The organism is Rhodopirellula sp. P2, from assembly GCF_028768465.1.
Classification (GTDB): Bacteria; Planctomycetota; Planctomycetia; order Pirellulales; family Pirellulaceae; genus Rhodopirellula.
The window spans coordinates 3,489,007-3,508,536 of sequence record NZ_CP118225.1 but is presented as its reverse complement, the minus strand read 5'-3'; the positions used below and the strand labels follow the sequence as shown (position 1 = coordinate 3,508,536).

The following is a 19,530-nucleotide window of genomic DNA, read 5'->3' as shown; positions in this document are numbered from 1 at the left end:
GCGAAAGTCAGATAGGCTTCCCCGTTTCCCCACCCGTTTGCTCGCGTCATCACCCATCGCATGAACTCTGCTGCCGATCTTGCTCGCCCTCATGATCAAATCCGCCCCGTCGAAATCGAATGCGGCTACTTGGAATCCAACCCCGCCAGCGTCCTCTACAAAAGCGGCAAAACGATCGTGCTGTGCACCGCTTCGGTTGAAACGAACGTTCCACCATGGATGGAAGGCCGAGGGAAAGGTTGGGTCACGGCGGAATACAACATGCTGCCCGGCAGCACGAGCCCGCGAAAACGTCGCGACCGCAGCGGCAAAGTGGACGGTCGGACCACCGAAATCCAGCGTCTGATTGGCCGCAGCCTCCGAGCCATTGTGGATCTCCAGGCGTTGGGCGAACGATCGATCACCGTTGACTGCGATGTGTTGCAAGCCGATGGCGGCACTCGCACCGCGTCGATCACGGGCGGTTACATTGCCTTGTCATTGGCGGTGTCTCAATTGGCATCCAATCCAGAACTCGACCCTGCCGTGGATCCCGCCGCCGTCCTTCGAGATTCCGTTGCGGCAATCAGTGTGGGCGTGATTGGCCAGGACGTGGTCCTGGACCTGGATTACAAACTGGACTCCGCGGCCGATGTGGACATGAATGTGATCATGACCGGTTCGGGCCGTTTCATTGAGTTGCAGGGCACCGGCGAAGAAGCCACATTTGATGACGCTCAGCTGGCCGAACTGTTGCGGTTGGGCAAAATTGGCATCGCCGAATTGACCCAATTGCAGGCGGCTCAACTTCGCAGCGTCTGATTGCGACGCAGGGACACGAGCCATCTGTCATCATGGGATCCAGCCGTTCCGTCCGGGCGACGGCTGCCTTGTCTGACTCAGAACCGTTGTCCGACTCAAAACCGCTGCCCAACTTGCAACGGTTGTCCAACTCGAGCCCCCTTCTTCACCTCGAAACCACTTTTCACCTCGAAACCACTATCCCCCCCGAAACACAGCCACCGAGACTTTTGATCACCGGCGGTGTGAGCGAGAGGATCGCCATTCACTTGCAGCCGAAGGCAATCCAATCGCGTGCCATCATCCTTCCTTTTGCCAGGACAGTGAATGTCTTCTAACGCTAACAAACCCATGCGAGCCGCCATTTTGGGCGTCGGATTCATGGGCTGGATTCACACGCTCGCTTACCAACGAAGCCAAACCTCTGAACTAGTCGGCTTCGCCAGCCGCGATGCCAAGAAACGCAGCGGCGATTGGCGAGGGATCCAGGGCAACTTTGGTCCCCCCGGCGAACAAATCGATGTCTCCGGGATGAACGTCAGCGAGAACTTGGACGGGTTGTTGGCGGACGATTCGATCGACCTGATCGATGTGTGCTTGCCACCTCATTTGCACGTCGATGCGATCCAACAAATCCTGGCGTCGGGCAAAAAAGTTCTGTGTGAAAAGCCACTGGCACTCAGTGCGGAGGCCGCCCGCTCCTTGCTGGACACGGCGGCCCCCGGCCAACTGATGGTGGCGCACATCCTGCCATTCATGCCAGCCTATCGTTTCCTGGTCGAAGCCCAATCCGACGGCCGTTACGGTCGCCCCATCACCGGCCGATTCTCGCGAACAATCAGTCCGCCGGATTGGATCCCTGACTTCTACGATCCCGAGCGTGTCGGCGGGCCGCTGATTGACCTGCAGGTGCACGACGCCCACTTGGCTCGCGTGCTGTTCGGCATGCCCACCGCAGCCCACTGTGTCAGCCACAAACAACAAGGCGTGCCAAAGCGATATGAAACCGTTCTGGATTACGGATCACCAGCCAGTCCTGATGACATGGTCCCCGTGGTGAGCCTGGCCGGTGGCGTCATTGATTCGCCAGCTCGCGGATTCACGCACGGGTACGAGGTGTCATTCGAACAGGCCACCGTCCGATTTGAATTCGCAGCCTACAACGATGATTCCACCGACACGATTGCCTTGACGGTGATGCACAACGACGGGCGTTTGGAACGGCCCGATCTGGGTGAACAAGATCCAATCGATGGTTTCGTCAGTGAGATCGATGCGGTCGCCCAGGTGGTTGCCGGCGGTCCCATGCATCCGGTACTGGACGCGCAACTGGCGACCGATGCGTTGGCGATTTGCGAGATGCAAATGACGAGTCCTCGTCGATGAGCGATGTCCAACGATTGGCCGACCAACTCATCGCTCATCTGAACGCGATCGGCGATTTGGTGGTGGCGTTTTCCGGGGGAGTCGACAGCAGCGTCGTGGCTGCCGCTGCGAATCAAACGGATCACGCGGTCGTCGCCGTCACGGCTGAATCCCCTGCCGTGGCGGAGTGGCAGCTCGACTGGGCACGCCGCATCGCCGCGCAGATTGGAATCCCGCATCAACTGGTTTCCACCGATGAATCGGACCGCGCGGACTACCGACGCAATCATTCCGATCGGTGCTTCTATTGCAAACAAACACTGTATGAATTCCTGACTCCGATCGCGGATCATCGCGGCGCGACCGTCGTGTCAGGAACCAACGCCGACGACCTCGGCGACCATCGGCCCGGCATCATCGCTGGAACCCAAGCACGTGTCCAAACCCCGCTGGCAGATCTGAAGCTTGGCAAGGCTGAGGTCCGGCAACTGGCCGTTCATTTCGGGCTCGAAAACGCCGCTCTTCCCGCCTCGCCGTGCCTGGCCAGCCGGATTGCCTACCAAGTGGAGGTGACGCCCGAGCGTTTGAAACGCATCGAAACCGCCGAAGCATGGCTCCGCAAACGCGGTGTTTCGGATTGCCGTGTGCGTTTGCACGCCGATGAATTGGCGCGAATTGAAGTCCCCCGCCAAGAGTTGCCCCAGGTGCTTGACTGGACGCAAACTCAAGAATTGGTTGAATCTTTCATTACAATGGGGTTTCGATACGTCACCTTGGAGTTGGGTGGCCTGTCCAGCGGGAGCCAAAACCGTGGGTTGTCCGAACCGGATTTGGTGCAACTTTCCCCCGCTCAAATCCTTCGCCCGTCCGATTCCCCCTTGCCTCGTTCCACCGTGAGTGACGAGTCATTCTCAAACAGCACAAAGGCACGTTCGTGAGCGATTTAGTTGGCTGTCGCGTGGGTGACTACCAAGTCTTGCGCCGCTTGGGCAGCGGAGGCATGGCGGATGTGTATGCAGCCAAGCATTTGAAATTGCGCCGCGATGCGGCCTTGAAAGTGCTGCGTCGCACACCCCAAACGAGTCAAGAAGACCTGAGACGCTTTGAACGCGAGGCACAAGCCGCGGCTTCTTTGAATCACCCCAGCATCGTGCAGGTCTATGAGATCGGCGATCACCAAGGCACGCACTTCATCGCTCAAGAACTGATCGATGGCTCCAACCTGAAACAGTGCTTGCAACAATCCGGTCAGTTCACAGCGAAAGAAGGGATTGAGATTCTCCGCTGCGTGACGGAAGCCCTGGTGGTGGCTCACTCGGCTGGAGTCACCCATCGCGATATCAAACCCGAAAACATCATGCGATCGGGCGAAGGTGCGATCAAAGTCACTGACTTTGGATTGGCCCGCGTGTTGTCCAACACAGATGCCAGCGCGGTGGATCTGACCCGGGCTGGATTGACACTCGGGACACCTCGCTACATGAGCCCCGAACAAATCCAAGGGCACAAAGTCGACGGCAGAAGCGATCTGTATTCGCTCGGCGTGACGTTGTATCACCTGTTGGCCGGGCAACCACCATTTGATGCCGAAGAACCGCTGGCGCTCGCCGTCAAGCATCTCCATGAGATGCCTCAACCGCTTGATCACACTCGTGGCTCCGCTGACCTTCCACCGTGGTTGGTCGCGACGATCATGCGTTTGCTTCGCAAAACCCCGGACGAACGCTTTGCCTCCGCGATGGAATTGTTGGACGTGATTCGGGCCAACGTGGCACCGTCCGAATCCAGTCTCAAGGCGATCCCCGCAGGCAACGGTTCCGGGTCCACCTCATCCCTGGAATCCGGGCGCTCCTCCGCGGCGGTCAACTACCTCGGATCCACCTCCGCCACCATTCAACTGCAACGTGTCACCGACGCGATTGCCGATGACCGACGCCACGATTTCATCCGCTGGGTCGGCGTGATCGGATTGGCACTCCTCGCCGCGCTGGCCGGATGGGGAATCTCCAATCTCACCAAGGCTCCCTCGGTCGCTCAATCCATTGGGGCCCCCTTGGTCGCCCGTGCGTCCACCATCCAGGACCAGTACTGGCAAGCGATATCACTGGACAGTGTGCCCGCTTGGAAGGCGGTGGCAGAGTACTTCCCCAAGGATGACATTGATTCCAAAGAAGAAATCTATCACCTCAAAGCAGCACTTCAGCTGACTCGCCTGCTGATGGACGAGAACCGTTGGCGGGAAGCTTCCGACACACTTGCGAGCGTCGAACAATCGGGCAACACGTCCCGCCTGTACCGTGCCCTGGCATTGGTCATGCGATATCAAATCCAAATGGAAATTGGCGCGCGACGCGAAGCCAATCTGACCAAAACCAACCTTCGCAATCTGGTCGACGAATTGAAGAACGATCAATCCGCAGCACTGGAAACCTTCCGGGCGCTCGTCCCATTGTCCGAGCGTTTGGAATTGGGGCTCGATGAACCCGCCGTGATCGACGGCCCCAGCCCTCGTCGCCCCGTCTAAGCAGGTAGGCAGGAATGATCGGGCATCATCATGTGAGCCGTTTGGGTGTTATCCCCGGTTGCCCGTGGGAGCAACCACGCTTACCGAAACAGTCCAAATGCCGAAAGACTCCTGCCGACCTGCTTCAAAGCGGTTCCCAGCGATCGCTTGCTGGCGATGAAAATACCTGGCAACGAAAATCGTTAGTCCAGGTTCAATTCGTCCAGAACATCGGAGATCAATTCGGCATCGACCCGGCACATGGATTTCAGGTCCGCGTTGAGCAGCAAGCCATGCCCATCCGCCACGTAATCCAACAATGTCTCGCCATCGACGATGAAACCGCCGACTTCGTCATCCCCGAACAGATCGGCCCGCAGCTCCACGAATTCCGCTGCTTGCGATTGCCCCGTGAACGCCACCAGATACGGCGTCCCCTCTAAATCAGCCGTCAGAGCCCCCAACTCGTCGGACGGATCTTCTTCGCGAAGATGAATCAACACGTAGGAGTGAGCCATCAGGCAATCCGCCAAAGACGCAGCATCACGCTGCTCAATGGCAGTTCGGCATTCGTTCGTATCGAGCTTGGGGTCCGCAGGCATGGTGGTAAGATAACGAACCTGGCGACTTTACAGAATCAGGGCCCCTCAGAAATCCCCATTTTGTTGATTGCTGGATTTTCTGGCCCCTTTTGCACCCCTGGCAGGAGAGTGCATTTTTCTCACTACATTGGGATCCTTCCCACGATCGTTCAGGGAGTATCATGACCGGGCTCTCTGCCACAATTGCGTGGTGGTGAAGAACCTGGGTTGGTTGCGGTTGTCCGTCTCCACCCGTCATCCATGTTGCAAATGATTTGCCATGATCCTTGAAATGCTGTCCCCGACGCTGGACTTTCGCGAAGCCAGTCGCGTGGTTTTAGAACATCTGCAGTCAACCACGGGGTTGGCCTTGTGGATGATCACTCGCACCGAAGACGAGGCCTGGATCGTGCTTGATCGCGCGGATCCGAATCACGTGTATGCCGTGGATTCCGGCGACATGATTCAGTGGTCCGATTCTTTTTGCCAGCACATGATCGAGGGAACCGCACCTCAGATCGCTCGACAAGCCCAGCAGATCCCGCAATTTGCTGGATCCACGATCTCAAAGAAACTTCGCATTGGATCCTATGCCGGCGTTCCGATCCTGGATCGCGACGGTGAACTCTTTGGCACCCTGTGTGGCATCGACCCGGAAATTCAGCCCGAGGAATTTGAAGCCCATCTGCCGCTGATTCAGTTGCTCGCCCGCCTGCTCGGCGGCTTCCTTTCGATGGAATTGCAGCTGCAAGCGTTGCAACGCAAAAGTGATCGCACATCCCTGCATCAAATGGTGGATCCAACCACCACCTATTTCAATCGAGAAGGCTGGAGTCGCCTGATCCAAAGAGAACGCGAACGTGCCAATCGCCTGGGACGCCCATCCAATGTTCTGCACGTGGACATCCAACTCACCGCTGAGACAGATTTGTCTCAGGTGGTCGCGGCCCTCAAGGACGAGTTCGGCTCCGACCATTTGATCGGGCACATCGCCGCCGACCAATTCCAAGTTTTGCTGGAAGACCATGAAATGTCTTCGGTGATCCAACGTGGGCGTTCGATTCAGGATCGCTTGGCAATTTGCGGAATCGCATCCGACTGCGAGGGGTTCAATCTCAAGGTTGCTGAGACCGCCAAGATCGAGTGAAGCTTCGACTCGGGTTCGGACTCAGAACCTCTGCCGCACCAGATTGGCATGCCCGCAAAAGAACTCGGTCCCTATAGCAAACCGTTTTCTTCCAACCGGACCACCAAACGAACAATCTCAACCGGACGGGTGAACTGAAGACGCTCCAGAATCTTGGCTCGCCTGACCTCGACGGAGCGACGTGTCAAACCGACCACGGTGGCAATTTCGCTGGTTGTGTCCCCCATCGCGATGGCCTCGCAAATCTGCCGATCGACGGAGTCAAATTGTTGAAACACCAACAGCGATTCACTCAATGAGGGCCCCTCCTCCGCTGCGTCGGTCTTCAACAACGCCACGGGCCGGATCAACATCGCACTGATCGCACCGGCCCCCAAATGGACGTCGTGGCGAATGCCGGACACATCCCAAAGGCAAATGCGGTCGCGATCATCTTCTGCTTGGAAGGAGTAGTCCAAGTCGGTCGCTCCCGACGAAATCAGCTCACTTCCAAGCCCCAACATCTGAACGATCGCCACGGGAAGACTGTCAGGCAAGAACTCCATGGCACGGAACTCACCCTCGACAAACAAATCTTCGAGCGTCTGATTCCAGACGATCAACCGGCTCGCTTGATCAAGTATCAAAACCCCGGACTCAAAGCGCAATTCCGTGAGCGAAACACGAAATGACTGCAGTGGAACCTCCGCCCAGTCAGCTGCGGAGTGAGCCGAGTCGCCGCCCAACAATCCCACACTCGAACATGTACTGAACTGAGTGCTCAACCATCGATCCACCCCCAGCCGATCCTCGGCAATCGGGCGACGGTATGCGATGCGATGCATAGCGGTGACTAGTTGCTGGACCATGCCAAGCCTCACCCCCCTGCGGGGATAAAAACACCGCGGCAGAATCCAATCAGTTCAGATTCACTCAAGCCGGTCACCATCTGGTGACTCCCCAAGATAGCTAGCTCAGAACACCTCTGAAAGGCCGTGCGGCGGCTGGGCTGATGCGGTCAGAGTTTCAAGACATTCAGTTTGAAGACACCCGTCGAATCAATGAGCTCTCGTGTCGTCGTTTTGAACCGACAAAAAGAGTGGTGGCCTGTGGAGACTGCCAATGGGGCACAATGCAGTCCCCACAGAACCACCTTTCAAAGAGACTCGACATCGCGGGGCAAGCGGTGCCAAGCCAAACTTTGATTCGCATATGCGAACATTACGTGCATCGGATATGTGAATATGCGCAATGAAGGAACAAATGACAAGCCCGATATTCCCCCCAGGGCACCTAAACAAACGATCAGCCAGGCTGCCCCTTACCGCTCGAGGGGGTTGGAAAGCAGGCCTGCAATTGCGAACACACACACCCTCTTTGAAAGACAGCCCCCCCGTAATTGACAGTACTGGCAAACCAGACGCCGGTATCGGTCCCCAGCAGGAGCACTTCGTCCGCCTGGTTGAGGTCCCAAGGCATCAAAGGAGCCTCCCTGCAGGTGATCCCTAGCCCAGCCACCTGCTGCCGGAGAAAATGCATTGTCACCCCTTTGAGCACAGATTTTTGTGGTGGGAAGACCAACTGTCCGTCTTTCACAATCGCTACATTCGCCACATTCGACTCAGTCACACTGCCATCGGCGTCCAACAGCAGCCCAGTTGCCGCCGGATTCTGCTGCTTTGCTTGCATGTCAGCCAAGTAGTAGTGCAGACGATTCCGTACTTTTGCCTGCCGAGGCCAGGACTCGTGGGGCGGCTGAACCACATCCGTGATGACCACGGGCTGGCCATGACGTTGGCGATCCACGACCGCACGGTGATCGATCGGATTGAGATGGACCGCCCAAGTGGGTCCCGACGGGGGAGATCCACCGGTCACCCAGATGGTCATTCCCACATCCATCTGCTGAACCAGGCCTGCATTGTGCCGCAGACATTCCGCGATCAGTTCCCGGAGTCGTTCCGTGGACGGTCCCCCTGCGATCTTGATCAGACGGAGCGTCTCGGCCAGACGTTCCAGATGCAACTCAGGACAGAAAACCACTCCGCTATAAGTCCGCAATCGTTCAACCGCCGTCACTCCCTGACGAAAGCCGAGATCGTCGATGGGCAACGAGATCTCATGGAACGACCGCCAACCGCAGACATCTCGGGCTGGACAGCAAAAGTAGGCTTGGTGCCCCGAAAACAGCTCCTGCGTCCCAGCGACACTTGGCCCCGCGTTCAAGTCGACGCAACCACATTGGTGGACTCGGACGCGTCCGCCGAAACCGCCTTGCGTCCTCGGGCTTCTCTCGCCCGCGCCCAAAGTGCCGCAATTTCAGAGACCAGCGATTCTGCGGAAGTTTGGTGATAGATCGAATCCGCTGGCAAACCTTCCGTGAGCCGGCGGTGCGCCTTGCCGAGGTTGTGATACGGAAGTCTTGGGAACAAGTGATGCAGAGCGTGATAGCGGGTGCCGATCGGCCCCCACAATTCGCTGGCCCAGGCGTGCTTGGGGTAGTTCACCGAATCCAGCAACTGCTCTGAAAAACTCATTTCGCCGCCATCATTGGTCCACCGATGAGCACCGAGCGTGCGGACTTCGTTGAGCACCAAGATGCCAACTCCCACGGCATAGGCAATCAACCAGAACGGATCCAGCCATTGATCGCGAAGAATGCCACCACGAATCAAAAACCAAACGCACCAGGCAAAGCACAGAGCTTCCTGCAGCAACACGATTCGCATCACTTTGGGCGAAGCATCGGGCCGCTCATAGAATGGATCGACGACCATCGTCGAAAGATGCCTGTGAACGATCGGCCGCAAGCGAGGCACGACCCAACACAACGGGCTGATCACCGCGAAACGAAAGATCGCCAACAGCGGCAAAATCAGAGCTTGCCCAATGAAAACAGCAATCAGCCAGGGCCCACGGTTGCTCAATGGCAAGTACTCCCCATCATGCTCCGTCCCGTAGTGCTTCCGCCGGTGGTGGTCGACGTGCGGATAATAGAGAAACGAAGGCACAAAGAAAAAGATCCCACACAGAGCATTCCAGGCGACCCGAAACGCGGTGAAGCCTTTCTCTGGCAAGTGCACCAGTTCGTGAATGAACATCAGTGCCCGCATGTAAAGAATCAGAGTCAGCACATAACAGACACCCATCCCCGCCCAGACCTGCGGCGTGAATCCATAAAACCACGGCAACAAAAAGATGCCGTGCAAGAACACGTGGCCCACCAAAATCGAGCATAAAAAGTCCACCCAGTAGATGGCTTGATTGGGGCGCTGCAAATCTCCGATGAGAGCGCGAGCCTCTGAAAAACGGAATGCGTTGCAAGAGGCGTCTGGGCTGGAACTGCTCATTTCACTTTGGGAAATTGAGGGTGTGAACGAGTCATCGCTTGTAAGGTAAGATCAGAATTAGTTAATCAAGCGACAGAATGCAATTCAGATTTGCTGTTCGACCCCACCGAATGGCAGGGGCCGCGACACAATGTCTCTCACGCAGACGCGGTGAGGACTGAATCAGACCGCCTGGACCCGCCCCCATCCTCTCCGCCGGATCGCTTCGGCCTCGCCGGAACCTACAGGACCCGAGAACTTTGACACCAGCGGCCAACCAATCGACCGAGCCCCACGTTGTCGTTGTGGGTGCCGGAGCCGCGGGGATGATGGCGGCAGCGGAAGCAGCCCGCTCGGGTGCTCGCGTCACCGTCCTGGAAAAGAACACCAAAACAGGCGTCAAAATCCTGATGTCAGGCGGCACTCGCTGCAACATCACGCACGACACAGACGCCAAAGGAATCACCCAAGCCTTCGGGCACGCGAAGCGTTTTTTGCAACCGAGCATAGGCAAGTTTTCCCCCGCCGATGTGATCGAGATGTTTCACGCTCTCGGTGTGGCCACCAAACGCGAAGAGACCGGCAAAATCTTTCCGGTCAGCAACCGAGCCGTGGACGTTCGGGACGCGCTGCATCGCTCCATGCTGGACGCAGGCGTCCGATTGGAACTCCGCTGCTCCGTTCAAAGAATCCAGCCGCCTTCGGGAGACCAAAACCAATGGTGCGTTGCCACCGAATCGGATGGGAACGCTCAAGAATTGCTGGCCGACCGTGTCATCGTGACTTCCGGGGGCAAGAGCTGGCCCGGCTGCGGTACCACAGGCGATGGTTACGACTGGTTGCGAGCCCTGGGGCACACCATCGTGTCTCCACGCCCGGCATTGGTTCCTCTTGTTGGCGGCAACGACGCGACGCACGCACTCTCCGGCCTCACCCTGCCAGACGTCAACGTCTCGGTCTTCACCCCTGACCACCGATCGGGCAAGAAACCCAAACTGGAACGCCGATCCTCCTGGCTGTTCACCCACTTTGGATTCTCAGGCCCCGCCGCGATGGATGTCAGTGGAGTCATGACCGCCTACGACCGCATTCAAGACTCCACGATGCGTTTGGACCTCACGCCTCAAACCAGCGAAGCCGAAATTCGCGAGATCCTGAGCAAGCGATCAGGCGATGCGGGAAAGCGAACCGTTGCGACCATCCTCCAGCAATGGGTGCCATCTCGATTGGCGGTTGCCATTTGCGAACAGAGCCATCCGACGAACGCCCAGTGCAAACTGGCGGAACTGCCCAGCAAAGAATGCAACCTCATGGTCGAAAAACTCAAACGCTGGCACCTTCCCGTCAATGGAACGCGCGGGTTTGCCAAAGCGGAAGTCACCGCCGGCGGCGTTCAACTCAGTGAAGTCGATCCGCGGACGATGCAAAGCCGACTGGCGAAGGGACTGTACATCGCCGGAGAAATCCTGGACGTCGATGGGTGGATCGGTGGCTACAACTTCCAAGCAGCGTTCAGCACCGGCCGCGCCGCGGGAAGGGCCGCCGCACAATGGGACGACGCCTAACGCCACCCTTTCATTCCTGTTGCACCCGCCCCATCGACGCGAACGTCGCATGCCCAGAATCAAACACCGTGCCGAACACGACGAGTCCCCTTTCACATCGCCAACAACGACAATTCGCGTCCGCTCAATGCAAAGCGGCGTACAAGACCGATTCGATCCAAGTTCCGCCAAACACGCTTCAATCGGGTACCCTGCGGGGCCGGGTACTCTGCGGAGCATTGAAACGATCGGTCGCGTTACCAACCCGCCTCATGGTTCATTCACGGAAGCCTTCGAAACATGCCTGATTTGATCGCTCAAGGTCCCGGGGATGGATTCCGATGGCGGAAAGGCCTTCCCGATCTGATTGCCGGCGCCGAAGTCCTGCTGGGGCGACAATCATCCGGCACTCCGGAACCAATGGTGATCCAGCCTTCCGCTGGCGGTGCATCGGACACCGACACGGCGAATCCCGATTCGTCCGAACGCGAACACCTTCCCCAGCGTGATCGACGTCGAACCCGAACCATCCACTGGCAAGTCCCCTGGGACCCATCGATCTCGCGCTGTCACGCGATCTTGACCGTGCTGAGCAACGATCGCGTCCAAGTTCACCGGGACGCGCGGGCGCGCAACCCCGTCTTTTTTCGAGGGCGTCCACGAGACCGGTTCGTGGTCGTTCCGGGGGAGCACTTCGTGATCGGCGAAACCACCTTCACACTTGCTCGTCGCCCTGGATTCACCGATCAAGTCGACCAAGCCCCCCGCGACCAATCCATCCAAGAGCGGGCGGTTGATTCGTCCACGCCGCGCCCAGGGCCCCTCCCGCAGGCACAGCGCGCGGACATGAACAGCAGGGCAGAAGGTGTCACCGAAATGGCCTTCGCCGCATCCGCTCTGCGTGAACGAGACTTCCGCGACACCCGGCGACGCATTCAATTGTTAGCTCGCCTTCCCGACATCGTTGCCGGCAGCGTCGATGACGAGGAACTCCTGGTGCGAGTTTCGGACACTTTGTTGCGAGCGACTCCCTCTGCTTCGGCAGTCGCGATCGTCCGTGCCCAGGTGCCTGATCGAAGTGGAACCGACGAACCGCTTGCCAACCCCACGGGAACCTCGGCGGCGAAACCGTCCGACATGAAGGTGTTGCATTACGATTGCCGAGAGAATGATCTGCAACAACATGCGGTCAGCTCTCGCTTGGTCACCACCGCGCTGCAGCGCCGAGAAAGTGTCCTGCATCTTTGGGAAACCGAACGCAGCGGCGGCGTGGAATTCACCGCCGCCGAAAATGTGGACTGGGCTTTCTGCGTGCCACTGAGCAGTGAAGCTTGTGCCGGATGGGCCATCTATGTGGCGGGGTCGCGTGCACTCGGATCCAACTGGAAAGAACTCGCGGACGACTCGGCAACCCTGGCGGATCGATTGGGCGATGACGTCAAGTTTGCCGAAGTCGTTGGATCGTTGATCTCAGGAATTCGGCAAACCTCCCACTTCCAACAACGCCACTTGGCGATGCGTCGCTTCTTTGCCCCCGTGGTGTTGGACGCGCTCTCAGGACAGGACCCACAGAGCTGGCTGCAACCCCGACAATGCGAACTCTCCGTGATGTTCTGTGACCTTCGAGGTTTTTCACGAACCTCGGAAATGCAGAGCGATCAATTGCTCTTGTTGCTCGAGCAGGTCAGCGCGGCGCTCGGTGTGATGACCCGGCACATCCTCGACACCGGGGGTGTGATCGGTGACTTCCATGGTGATGCCGCGATGGGATTCTGGGGCTGGCCGCTTGAGTTGCAGTTGCCCGAACCGCATCAAGACCTCACCGTCTCCGCCCATCTGGTTGCCAGTGTGCTTGCTGCCGCACGTGCCGCAGCAGGGATCCGGATGGACTACGCCACCGGGCAGACCGAATTTCGGTGCGGCATTGGCATCGCCTCGGGGTCAGCCGTCGCGGGGCGAATCGGAACGGTCGACCAAGTCAAAGTCACCGCCTTTGGACCGGTCGTGAACCTGGCCAGTCGGTTGGAAGGCCTGACGAAACACTTCGGGGTCGAAGTCCTGATGGACGATGTGTCCGCCAACGCGCTGCAGGCATGGCTCGACATGACCTCCACTTCCGAAGACAGCCAGAGGTTCCGACGACGCAAATTAGGACGGGTCCGAGTCGCAGGAATGAAGACTCCGGTCGACGTCTATCAGTTGGTCGTCCCCAGCGGCCAGCATCAAAATTTAACCGACTCCCAGATCGAAGCTTATGAAAAGGGCTGGGACGAATTTGCCAGCGGGGACTGGGACTCGGCCTACCAACGCCTCCTGGAACTTCCCGCTTGGGACCGGCCCAAAGACGTTCTACTTCGCTTGATTCTCCAACACCACCGGATCGCCCCAGCAGGCTGGGAAGGCATCCTCGACTTCCCGAAATAGTGAGTCCGCCGGAATCGTCTTGGACTCCCACAGTTGCTCTTGGATTCCCACAGTTGCAATCGGTCCTGGAAAGACTCCGGGAGGTGCCAGCGATCGCGCATAAAAAAACAGCGAACCAATCAAACTGGTTCGCTGCCAATGCAATCCGTGTATTCGGACCGTGCAATCGGGGGACTCAATTCAGCGAGTCTCAGCCCATCAATTTTTCAAGTGCGGTCAGGGCGTTCTTGGCATCCTGCACGCTGCCCATTTCTTCCACAATCTTCTTCACTTGGATCAAGGAATCCAGCGAAACTTCATTGCTGGTCGCTTTGTTGGTGCTACCGACTGGTCGGCCGCGTTTTGCACCGGTGCTCTTCTTCGCGCTGACGGCCGGCTTCTTCGCCGACTTGCGAGCGGACTTTTTCGCGGATTTGCCCATCGTGGTGGACTTCACTGTGCTAACGAAAGCAGGCGTGACAACGATTCCCTTCTTGCTCAGTTCCGCTGCAACTTCCATTGGCTTGGCGTCGGGGTTGGCTGCGTAGTAATCACGAATCGATTGCGACTTGTTGGGTCCACCAGATTTTTTGGCCACGTTTAACTCCATAAGTGTGTTTCGAAAACTCTATTTCGCCACACGTTATAAAAAACGCTGTTACTGTCAATGCTTCAAAGGCAATAACTGACATAAATTAGATGACATAGTCATAGAAGAACGCTTACATACGTTCGGCAACGTCAATTCCCAACAGCGACAATCCCTTCTTAAGCACCCGGCCAGTCAACACCACCAGGGCCAATCGAGTCTGCATCACAGCGGGGTCATCGTTCCCAAGAACACGGCAACTTTCATTGAAAGAAGAGTAGGTCTTTGCGGTTTCAAACAAGTAATCACAAAGTGCGTTGGGGGCATAATTCAGTCGCACGAGTTCAACCGCTTCTTCAAACCGCATCAACATCAAGGCCAAAGAACGCTCATGAGGATGCGTGAAGTTCATCGTTTGAGTCGCGCTGGCTTCCTCAATCGTTTGTTCAAATGCAGGCAGGGCTTGGCCATCCGAGGCCCGCCTTAAAATGCTTTGAGTTCGGGCGTAAGAATACTGCACATAGGTCGCTGTGTTGCCTTCCAGGGCAACCATTTTGTCGACGTCAAATTTGTAATCACTGGTCCGGTGATGTGAGAGATCGGCGTACTTGATCGCACCAATACCAACGATTTCGGCGATTTGCTGCTGTTCTTCTCCGCCCATTGGGGGATCCATCGTCGCCAATCGGTCCGGATTGCAAACCACTTCTTTCGCCCGATTCACAGCGTCATTCAATAAGCTTTCCAAGCCAATCAAAGATCCACTGCGAGTCTTCATCGGACGACCATCCGGCCCCAATACCGTTCCGAAATTGACATGGACCAATTGAACGCCTTCCATGCCCAGGGGCTCAGCCATGGCAAAGAACTTGCGGAAGTGTTCCCCCTGTCGTGAATCCACGACATAGAGAATCTCGTCCGGCTGAAACTCGTCACGACGGTATTGGAGCGTCGCCAAGTCCGTCGTGGCGTATAAAAATGCACCATCGCGTTTCTGGATGATCATGGGGCTGTCAAACCCTTCCAGGAAGACACAGATCGCCCCGTCGCTCTTGGTTGTTAACCCAAGCTTTGTCAGCTCTTCCACCACCCCTGCCAAACGGTCGTGATAGAAACTCTCACCGAGCGTATGATCAAACTGAACATTCAACCGGTCGTAGATGCGGTTGATCTCGTCTTGGCAGTGCGGCAAGAACTCCTTCCACAACGCCAAGTTTTCGGCGTCGCCTTCATGCAGTTTGGCCGTTTCTCGAAGGACAGCCGCATCCACCTCGGAGTGCTCCGCCGCCAACTTGGACAAGGCAGGGTCGTTGTCGACCGCAGCAACTTTGTCCTGCAACGACTTCATTTCCGCTTCCGTGGAGGCAATTCGCCGACTCGCGGCGTCTGCGTTTTTCCGCAACTTCTTCTTGTCTTTGGGCTTCAGACTTTCATCGGACTCAGCCTGATCCGCGGCCAATTTCGCGTCCGCAGCATCCTGCTTCGCGGCGCTCAACTTGTCCGCGATCGTCACCAAAGATCGCTTGGCCTTTTGATATTCAATCAGTTGATTGGTAAGGCGATAGAGCGAGGACAGTTCCGGCACGGGGTTGGCCGCTACTTTTTCGGGATCACCGAAGTGACGGTAACCATAAATGATGATGCCAAACTGAGTGCCCCAATCCCCCAAATGGTTGTCGGTGATGACCTCTTCACCATAAAAACGCAGCGTTCGGGCCAAGCAATCCCCGATCACGGTGCTGCGAATGTGCCCCACATGCATGGGTTTCGCCACGTTGGGCGAGGAGAAGTCAACGACGACTTTCTTGGGGGCTGAGGTTTTCGACACGCCCACTCGTTCGTCCAACAACATCTGTTGAATCGAATCAAACAGGACCGAGTCCTTCAAACGCAGGTTGATGAATCCAGGTCCGGCGACCTCGGGTTCTTCAAAGAGGTCCGTCACATTGAGATTTTGGACCAATTCCGCAGCAACGTCTCGAGACGATTTGCCCACCTGTTTGGCCAAGGGCATCGCGGCATTGGATTGGTAGTCGCCAAACTTGGGATCCGCAGCGGCGCGTATCATGCCTGCGAAATCGCCCGGGGAGTCCGTCAACGACTCGAGGGCTTGGACAAAACGAGCCTGAAGAACATTGGGTAGATGCATCGAACCTACACACCTGGAGAGGAGGTGGGGAAGAAAAAGAAATGGGACATCCAAACGCTATTCAGCGTTGGGTCAAACCAAGATCCGCCAACGGAACGGGCGTGGCATCTGCCCACAAAGACTCCAGGTCGTAGTACTCACGAGTCTCTTCATCAAACAGATGAACCACAACGCTGCCATAGTCCAGCACGATCCAGCTGCTTTCCTGATAGCCCTCGATTCCTTGCCGATGGTCACCCAAGCCTTTTTCTAGCGCGTCGTCGGTCTGCTCGCTGATGGCGTGCAATTGACGGCGACTGGTTCCCGTGGCGATGACAAAGAAATCAAACTCGGCGGATTGCCCACTCACGTCCAAGACCGTCACGTCTTGACCATTGTTGTCCAACGCGACTCGAGCGGCTTCCGTCGCCAGTTTGCGCGCTTCTTCCAATCCGTGCGGCCGAATCGCCCGACTGGGATGAGCCATGGGATCAACTGATGGGGTGTCATGGGAGGAAGAGGTCGGTTGATCAGACAAGTTCAAACAACTTTCATGCGAGTGGTGAAGGAAGAGGGTGGTGCAATCCCACGTCTTGGAATTGCCCCGTAGTGTAACGCGTTTATTTGTGGGGGGCACCCGGCAATTGCCTTTCCAACGGCTGAATCTGGCCTGATTTCCCGCTTCGGATGCAATCCAAGGCTTTGGCTCAACCGCCCCCGCTGGCGACAAGTTGACCGATCGAAAACAATGCGTTGATCCATCCGCCTCCTTTCAAACCATCTGCCCCCAAATGGGGCGTCTCATCATGGCTGATTTCATCGATCCTGGCAAAAAGGCCCCCGCCTTCACGCTCAAAGACCAAGCCGGCCAGACCGTCAAACTGAAGGATCTGGCTGGTTCCCCGGTCGTTTTGTTCTTCTACCCGAAGGACAACACGCCTGGCTGCACCAAAGAGGCCTGCGCCTTCCGAGATCGATACGGTGAATTGCAGGCGGCCGGAGCACAACTGTTCGGGATCAGCACCGACTCCGCCGAAAGCCATGTCAAGTTTCGCGAAAAATTTGAGCTGCCGTTTCCGTTGCTGGTCGATGAAGACCATGCCATGAGCGAAAAATACGGTGCCTATCGAGAGAAGAACCTCTACGGCAAGAAATCGATGGGGATCCAACGCTCGACTTATCTGATCGACGCCGACGGCAAGGTGGTCAAGGTTTGGAAGCGTGTTCGCGTCGACGGACACGACCAACAGGTCCTCGACGCCCTCGCTGCACTCTCAGAGCAAAACTAAAACATCATGAGCGAGCAAAAATATTGCATCGGGATCGACTTGGGCACGACCAACAGTGTGGTCGCCTACGCCCCCCAATCCGATGTGGAAACCCCAGGGGCAGACCAAGCTCCCGAGATCCAACTGCTGCCAATCCCTCAGGTCGTGGCGTCCGGCCAGGTCGAATCGCGCGCCTCGTTGCCGTCGTTTCTGTACCTGCCCCGGGATCAAGAAGTCGATTCGCTGGAAGTCACCAGCGATCACGCTCGGTTCCCCTCGTCCACCGAAGGCGTCGCTGGCGTTTACGCACGGCAACAAGCCGCGGACAATCCACAACGGGTCATCGTGGCCGCGAAAAGTTGGTTGTGCCAACGCAAGGTCGATCCCGATTCGCCCGTGCTTCCATGGCAATCGCCCGACGAGATCCCCCGAGTTTCAGCGGTCGAATGCACCGGCATTTTCCTGCGTCACCTGGTGGCAGCCTGGCAGTCCCAGTTCCCGGACGCCCCCATCGATCAACAGCAGGTCGTGCTGACCGTTCCAGCCTCCTTTGACCCCGCCGCTCGCGAATTGACGCGGCGTGCGGCCATCCGCGCAGGACTGAACGAAAACTTTGTCCTGCTGGAAGAACCTCAAGCCGCCGTCTATCGCTACCTCGCATCCACCGACGGCAGTTGGCGAAAATCGCTCTCCGGCGGAGACACCCTGTTGGTCGTTGACGTTGGCGGTGGAACCACCGACCTGACACTCGTCGGCGTGCACGAAGAAGACGGCGAATTGGCACTGCAACGCGTCGCCGTCGGCAATCACTTGTTGGTCGGTGGCGACAACATGGACCTCGCCCTGGCCTATCAAGCCGCCGAGCAATTTCGGCAATCCGGTCATGACTTGGACCCTTGGCAAAGCACTTCTCTTTGGCACGCCTGTCGCGATGCCAAAGAACGATTGCTCAGCCAGGACGGTCCCGATTCCCAATCGATTTCCGTTCTGGGGCGTGGCAGTTCCCTGATCGGTGGCACGATCACCACTGAAATGAAACGCAGCGATGCGGCAACGCTGTTGCTCGACGGGTTCTTCCCTCAGTGCTCGCCACAGGAACGCCCCCAAGCCAACGTGGTCAGCGGCTTCCAAGACGTTGGGTTGCCGTATGAATCGGATCCGGCGATCACCAAACACATCGCGGCGTTTCTATCGGATCAATCAGTACGAAACCACAAAGGCGAAGCGGCCGACGACGAGAATCACGGCCCGGTCACACACCTGCTGCTCAACGGCGGCGTGTTCCGAAGTCCAGTGATGCGTGAGCGACTGGAGTCGACCCTTTCGTCCTGGACCGACAAAGACGTCCAAACCTTGTCCTCCACCGACGACCTGAACGACGCCGTTGCGATTGGCGCAGCCTACTATGGCTGGACCAAATCCAACGGCGGCATCCGAATTCGCGGCGGCACGGCCAAAGCATTTTACATAGGCATTGAAACCGCCGGCATGGCGATTCCAGGGGCCCCCCGTCCCCTGCGTGCTGTCTGCGTCGCGGCTCAAGGCATGGAAGAAGGAACTCAAGCGGAAGTTCCTGGGCAAGAAGTGGGGGTCGTCGTTGGCACCCCCGCTCGGTTCCGGTTCTTCTCGTCCACGACCCGCGCCAGCGACAAACCCGGCGATCGATTGGACCGCTGGAGTCCCACGGAATTGCAAGAGAGCGAACCAATCGAATTGACGTTGGATCACCATCGCCCCGAAGGGGATGATTCCAATTCACCTGCCGCGGAAAGCGAAGCGGCCCAAAGCTTCGTCCCCGTGCAATTCGAATCTCGCGTGACCGAACTGGGGATGTTTGAACTTTGGTGCCACGATAAACGGGGTGACCGGCGTTGGAAACTCGAATTCAACGCTCGCCAAGACGATGAGTCCTAG

Annotated in this window: 16 protein-coding genes; 9 read left to right on the top strand and 7 right to left on the bottom strand. The window is 57.4% G+C overall.

The window, feature by feature from the left end; genetic code table 11:
* Positions 1–60: 60 nt before the first annotated feature.
* The 4 genes from rph (at position 61) to PSR62_RS12410 (ending at position 4,669) form a co-directional block, all read left to right on the top strand.
* Complete coding sequence (gene rph, locus PSR62_RS12425; RefSeq protein ID WP_274408059.1) at positions 61–801, top strand: ribonuclease PH; 741 nt, start codon at positions 61–63, stop codon at positions 799–801.
* Between the two features lie 306 nt (positions 802–1,107).
* Positions 1,108–2,166 carry a Gfo/Idh/MocA family protein gene (locus PSR62_RS12420; protein WP_274408057.1) on the top strand — a complete coding sequence of 353 codons (1,059 nt, stop codon included), beginning with the start codon at positions 1,108–1,110 and terminating at the stop codon, positions 2,164–2,166.
* Positions 2,163–3,083 (top strand): ATP-dependent sacrificial sulfur transferase LarE, encoded by a 921-nt coding sequence (larE, locus tag PSR62_RS12415; protein ID WP_274408055.1) that lies wholly within the window; start codon positions 2,163–2,165, stop codon positions 3,081–3,083. The genes PSR62_RS12420 and larE overlap by 4 nt, the downstream gene beginning before the upstream one ends.
* Positions 3,080–4,669 (top strand): serine/threonine-protein kinase, encoded by a 1,590-nt coding sequence (locus PSR62_RS12410; RefSeq protein ID WP_443217395.1) that lies wholly within the window; start codon positions 3,080–3,082, stop codon positions 4,667–4,669. Before larE ends, PSR62_RS12410 begins: the two co-directional genes overlap by 4 nt.
* Positions 4,670–4,851: 182 nt before the next feature.
* Here PSR62_RS12410 and PSR62_RS12405 read toward each other — a convergent pair whose 3' ends face one another.
* Entirely contained in the window at positions 4,852–5,166 is a 315-nt protein-coding gene (locus PSR62_RS12405) for a hypothetical protein (RefSeq protein WP_274408053.1), read from the bottom strand.
* A 343-nt stretch (positions 5,167–5,509) separates the two neighbouring features.
* Here PSR62_RS12405 and PSR62_RS12400 point away from each other — a divergent pair, with 343 nt between their 5' ends.
* A complete protein-coding gene (locus PSR62_RS12400) occupies positions 5,510–6,376 on the top strand; it encodes a GAF domain-containing protein (RefSeq protein WP_274408052.1) in 867 nt (288 codons plus the stop codon).
* Between the two features lie 71 nt (positions 6,377–6,447).
* On the opposite strand, the gene PSR62_RS12395 is transcribed toward PSR62_RS12400, so the two are convergent.
* The 3 genes from PSR62_RS12395 to PSR62_RS12385 form a co-directional block, all read right to left on the bottom strand.
* Entirely contained in the window at positions 6,448–7,224 is a 777-nt protein-coding gene (locus PSR62_RS12395; protein WP_274408051.1) for a LuxR C-terminal-related transcriptional regulator, read from the bottom strand.
* Positions 7,225–7,660: 436 nt separating this feature from the next.
* Positions 7,661–8,467 (bottom strand): aminotransferase class IV, encoded by an 807-nt coding sequence (locus tag PSR62_RS12390; RefSeq protein WP_274408050.1) that lies wholly within the window; start codon positions 8,465–8,467, stop codon positions 7,661–7,663.
* Between the two features lie 110 nt (positions 8,468–8,577).
* A complete protein-coding gene (locus PSR62_RS12385) occupies positions 8,578–9,705 on the bottom strand; it encodes a fatty acid desaturase family protein (RefSeq protein WP_274408049.1) in 1,128 nt (375 codons plus the stop codon).
* A 239-nt stretch (positions 9,706–9,944) separates the two neighbouring features.
* On the opposite strand from PSR62_RS12385, the gene PSR62_RS12380 reads away from it, so the two are divergent.
* Positions 9,945–11,249 (top strand): NAD(P)/FAD-dependent oxidoreductase, encoded by a 1,305-nt coding sequence (locus tag PSR62_RS12380; protein ID WP_274408048.1) that lies wholly within the window; start codon positions 9,945–9,947, stop codon positions 11,247–11,249.
* Positions 11,250–11,528: 279 nt separating this feature from the next.
* Complete coding sequence (locus PSR62_RS12375) at positions 11,529–13,652, top strand: adenylate/guanylate cyclase domain-containing protein (protein WP_274408046.1); 2,124 nt, start codon at positions 11,529–11,531, stop codon at positions 13,650–13,652.
* A gap of 190 nt (positions 13,653–13,842) precedes the next feature.
* On the opposite strand, the gene PSR62_RS12370 is transcribed toward PSR62_RS12375, so the two are convergent.
* The 3 genes from PSR62_RS12370 to rsfS form a co-directional block, all read right to left on the bottom strand.
* Positions 13,843–14,229 carry a hypothetical protein gene (locus PSR62_RS12370; protein ID WP_274408044.1) on the bottom strand — a complete coding sequence of 129 codons (387 nt, stop codon included), beginning with the start codon at positions 14,227–14,229 and terminating at the stop codon, positions 13,843–13,845.
* Positions 14,230–14,353: 124 nt separating this feature from the next.
* Positions 14,354–16,369 carry an arginine--tRNA ligase gene (argS, locus tag PSR62_RS12365; protein ID WP_274408043.1) on the bottom strand — a complete coding sequence of 672 codons (2,016 nt, stop codon included), beginning with the start codon at positions 16,367–16,369 and terminating at the stop codon, positions 14,354–14,356.
* A 61-nt stretch (positions 16,370–16,430) separates the two neighbouring features.
* Positions 16,431–16,835 (bottom strand): ribosome silencing factor, encoded by a 405-nt coding sequence (rsfS, locus tag PSR62_RS12360; RefSeq protein ID WP_274408042.1) that lies wholly within the window; start codon positions 16,833–16,835, stop codon positions 16,431–16,433.
* Between the two features lie 304 nt (positions 16,836–17,139).
* On the opposite strand from rsfS, the gene bcp reads away from it, so the two are divergent.
* Positions 17,140–17,637, top strand: coding sequence for a thioredoxin-dependent thiol peroxidase (gene bcp / locus PSR62_RS12355; RefSeq protein ID WP_274408041.1), 498 nt, complete (start codon positions 17,140–17,142; stop codon positions 17,635–17,637).
* 6 nt (positions 17,638–17,643) lie between these two features.
* On the top strand, positions 17,644–19,530 hold the full coding sequence (locus PSR62_RS12350; protein ID WP_274408040.1) for an Hsp70 family protein: 1,887 nt from the start codon (positions 17,644–17,646) through the stop codon (positions 19,528–19,530).